3 protein-coding genes are annotated in these 4,331 nt (G+C 41.4%); 1 reads left to right on the top strand and 2 read right to left on the bottom strand.

Features of this window, described 5'->3' with window-relative positions; all coding sequences use genetic code 11:
• Positions 1–40: 40 nt before the first annotated feature.
• Positions 41–499: an MgtC/SapB family protein gene (locus ACFE90_RS36735; RefSeq protein ID WP_375507165.1), complete on the bottom strand. Its 459-nt coding sequence runs from the start codon at positions 497–499 to the stop codon at positions 41–43.
• 852 nt (positions 500–1,351) lie between these two features.
• Between ACFE90_RS36735 and ACFE90_RS36730 the strand changes: the two genes are divergently transcribed.
• Positions 1,352–3,712, top strand: coding sequence for a putative PEP-binding protein (locus tag ACFE90_RS36730; protein WP_375507164.1), 2,361 nt, complete (start codon positions 1,352–1,354; stop codon positions 3,710–3,712).
• 2 nt (positions 3,713–3,714) lie between these two features.
• On the opposite strand, the gene ACFE90_RS36725 is transcribed toward ACFE90_RS36730, so the two are convergent.
• The gene (locus tag ACFE90_RS36725) at positions 3,715–4,251 is read right to left on the bottom strand and encodes a hypothetical protein (protein ID WP_375507163.1); all 537 of its coding nucleotides are present in this window, start codon (positions 4,249–4,251) and stop codon (positions 3,715–3,717) included.
• Between the last annotated feature and the right edge of the window lie 80 nt (positions 4,252–4,331).

Genomic DNA, 4,331 nt, shown 5'->3' with positions numbered 1-4,331 from the left:
CCCTTGCTCCCTGCCCCCTGCCCCCTTTCCTCTTCTTTGACTAATCACGTTTTTCTAACCTTTTAAAAACGGTGAGAACTAAAAAAGTCAGCAAAGCACCGATTAATGCTAACTGCCACAAACCACAGCCAGCAGCAATTCCCAAAGCAGCCGAAACCCAAATAGCTGCTGCTGATGTGAGTCCGTGAATTTCAAGTCGCTGTGATTCTTGAGAAGATTGGCGCACAATTTCTCCAGCACCGAGAAATCCTACACCGGCTGCAATCCCCTGAATCACGCGGCTAAGTGCATCACGGCTCGACAGTGACCCATCTGTTTGAATAATTATAAGAGTAAACACGGCTGAACCGAAACTCACCAGCATGTGAGTTCTTAAACCGGCTGGTTTACGCCTAATTTGGCGTTCTAAGCCGATAATTGCTCCAATAAGCAATGCAAGGCACAGCCTGAAGCTGATATTTAGCCAATCATTAGTTGCAAGATAGTAAGTGTTTGACAATGCTTAGTCTGGTGTAGAAAACTTTATATATTAGTACAGCACGGCATAAATCTAGGTACTATACATATAAATTAACAAGACTTCAAGCAAAATCCCATTGTTAAAGGTAGGCAAACTTTCGCCACAGCTACTAGTACCGAAAGGCGGAAGCCAAAAGTTAACACTGAGCGACTTGCTTGAGGGCAGTCGAAAGGAGTCAAAGTGTCAAAATTCACGCACGCTTTAATTTTAGGCTTTCTGGCTGTAATGAAATGGTAAGTTTATTATCGCCGACCTGTACTAGGTTAATTAATAATATTTTTACAAAAATAGTGCAAAAATATTTTAATCTTTTATTGATGGAGTCTAATTTAATGAGTGCAATTTAATAGCCTATATCATATTTCGATTCTATGAATTCGTGAATACTTTTTTGGTACAACTTAATCTCTTAGCTTCTTAGGATTATTTACCAATAAGATATTATTTTGGTCAAAAATAAATTTTAAGTTTATTAAATAGGGTTTTTAACTATTTAAAATGACTGAACTATAAAGTTTTACCTTAAATTGCTAGATTTAACCCATACACTCAATAATTAAATATGATACTGCCATCTACAACTCGCTCAAACAACTAAACCCCCGATTTTAGGGAAGAGAGGCTAAATGAAGGAAAATATTTAAATTACAAAAGAGTTGAATTCTAGCAGTACATCATGTAACTGGCAATTAACCACTAATAAGGTCGGCAAATTAAACGTAAATGCTGGAAACTCCTCTTTTAGTAGGGAGTCAGTGGATTTACGACTGATAATGTACTAAAAGGAAATGGCTATGGCTACAAATAAATAACTGACAACTAACAAATTGAGTGGACAAACTCTACTGGCTAGACCAAATTAAACTACAAGACCGCGCCAAAGTAGGTGACAAAGCGTTTTACTTGAGCAGAATCATGCAGCGTGGCTATCCGGTGGTGCCTGGTTTTGTCGTTTCAGCAGAGATTTTGCGACAATTTCTCGAAAATCTCAATAGTTCAGAGTCATTAGTGGCTGATTTACCCTATTCTTCATTACATCTAGATGTAGCTAATTGGCGTCAACTTCAGCAGGTAGCAGGTCGCTTGCGCCAAGAAATTCTCACTGCAACTGTACCACAGGATTGGGTAAGTACAATTTTCCAAGCAGCTAGAGAATGGCAAACTAGCTGTTTGATTCTTCGACCTACTTTAGCAGTATCAAATGCTACTTCAAGTATAAAGAATATATCTGGTTTGCTGGAGTCGGTGTTTTGCCAGTGCGAACCAGAAGCGATCGCTTTTGCCCTCAAGCGTACCTGGAGTCAGATATTTCGTGCTAGAAGTCTACTATATTGGCAGCACTCAGGAATTAACCTGCAACAAATCAGTTTAGCGGTTTTGGTTCAACCTGTTGAGAATGCGATCGCCAGTGGCTTGCTGAGTGCCAACTCCTCTAGATGGGAAATTGAAGCTACTTGGGGATTAGGAATTGCGATCGCTCTTGGCGAAGTCCAGCCAGATGTTTACTACATTCAACAAGCAACCGGGATTGTGCTTGAGCAGCAGTTGGGCAATAAAATGCTCGCCTATGGTGTGGATGATGCAGCACCTGGAGCTTTTTCGCAACCCGTGCCCAAGTCAGCGCTAACATCAGATCACACTTGTCTAAGTACCTACTTAATTCAGGAAGCCCAACAAAAACAGTACGCTTTACAAGAAGAATATATACAACAAATAATTGCTCTAGGAACTCAATTGGTGAGTGAACTGGGTAAAAGCTTTACCATTAAATGGACTATCGCCCAACAAACTACATATGACAAGCTCTACATAACACAAGTTAGTTCTCCCCAATCTATAATTAACCACGGACACTTCATTAGAGGAATAGGGGCGGCAGGAGGACGTGTTGTGGCGACTGCCTTAGTAATTAATAATCCGCAACACAAACCCGAACAATTACCCAAGGGAGTGATTTTAGTAATAGCAGCGATCGCACCTGATTGGTTACCATTACTGCACCAAGTTGGTGGTATTATTACTGAACAAGGCGGATTAACTAGCCACGCTGCAATTCTTGCCAGAGAATTAGGTATCACAGCAGTAGTTAACGCAACATCTGCTACAAGCTTAATCCAAACTGGCGAACGACTGCTACTCGATGGCGACAGAGGAGAAGTTTATCGGATCAAAGCAGAAGGGGAAAGTGGGAGAGAAAAAGAGATGGAGAGGAGGAAAGTCGCAGAAAATCCTCTCCATTCCCCTATCTCCCCATCCCGTCCTGTTACTTCTCATCTACCTATGATTGCTACCCAACTGCTGGTTAACTTGAGCCAGTCCAGTTTAATAGAACAAGTGCAAAGCTTTCCTGTGGATGGAGTAGGATTGTTGCGCTCAGAATTGATGGTACTAAATATATTAGATGGGCAACATCCTAATAGTTGGATTTTAGGTGGGCGGGAAGCAGAATTGTTAGAGCTATGGTCTGAGCAGATTATCCAGTTTGCCCGTGCCTTTGCACCAAGACCAGTTTTTTATCGTTCTTTAGATTGGCCGCAGGATTTACCATCATTGAGTGATAATTTACAATCTGCAACACAATCGATGTTGGGTGAACGTGGTACTTTCAGCTACTTACGAAATCCCGCAGTCTTTGAATTGGAACTGCAAGCTTTAGCGAGTGTACAGCAAGCTGGTTACAGCAATGTAAATCTACTGTTGCCTTTTGTGCGGACTGTGGAAGAATTTGTCTTTTGCCGTCGTAAAGTTGAGCAAGCTCTTTTAACTGAGGTGTCACAGTTTCAATTGTGGATGATGGCAGAAGTGCCAAGCGTCCTGTTTTTACTGCCAGAATATGTCAAAGCAGGTGCAGCTGGAATTTCTATTGGTACAAATGATTTGACCCAATTATTGCTCGGAGTGGATCGAGAGCAAGGACAGCTAGGAAAAGTATTTAATGAACGTCATCCGGCAGTTATGAGTGCGATCGCTCAACTGATCCAAATGGCTAAAAGTGCCGGTATACCTTGTTCAATCTGCGGTCAAGCACCAGCCATCTATCCAGAAATTATCGATAAGTTAGTGGAATGTGGCATAACATCCATTTCCGTTGAACCGGAAGCAGTAGAGCGAACATACCAGGCGATCGCTCGTGCTGAACAGCGCATAATTTTAGCAGCAGCACGACGTGAATTAAAAGAGGAAAAAAAGTAATTTTATCTAATATAGCCAGTTTCACGTAAAAACTTACGTAAATCGGCGAAATATTTGGTGCGGTCACTGTTTTTGTAAGCTTGCTGCACTTGCTGCCAACCATCCTGTCCTTGACCCAGCAGATATTTATCAGCCAAATAAGCTGCTAAAAAGCCCTTGCCATCATCGCCTTGTTGCCGTACCTGGGTATAAGTTTGCCATAGCTCTGAGGCATGATTGGAAATTAATTTGGGATAGCGACGAGTCACATCAACCATTTTCCCTTGGCGATAATGCCAAATTTGCAGGGGGTAGCCAGAACCAGCATAAGCTGTAAAAGCATAGGCAAAGCGATCGTCTTGGCTATCAAACTCTGGCAGTCCATCTTTGTTTAAATCTCTGAGCCGATAGCCACCATTGCCCCATTCATGACGAATCTTAATATACTTTTGGGATTTATTGTCATAGCGATAAATTAATGAATAAGTGCAACAGTGCGCTCCACCTGTAAAGAAATCGGCAATTATTTCTGGTTCTTTGTTACCGTCCAAGTCTCGCACTGGTAAATTATTTTCTTGTCCAGATATATTAGACTTGTCGCTAAATAAGATTTAAAAAATGATGAAATGGACTTCTCAAC

The sequence above is a fragment of the uncultured Nostoc sp. genome (assembly GCF_964245445.1).
Taxonomy (GTDB): Bacteria; Cyanobacteriota; Cyanobacteriia; order Cyanobacteriales; family Nostocaceae; genus Nostoc.
The sequence above is the reverse complement of the archived record's forward strand: the minus strand, read 5'-3'. Positions and strand labels throughout refer to the sequence as shown.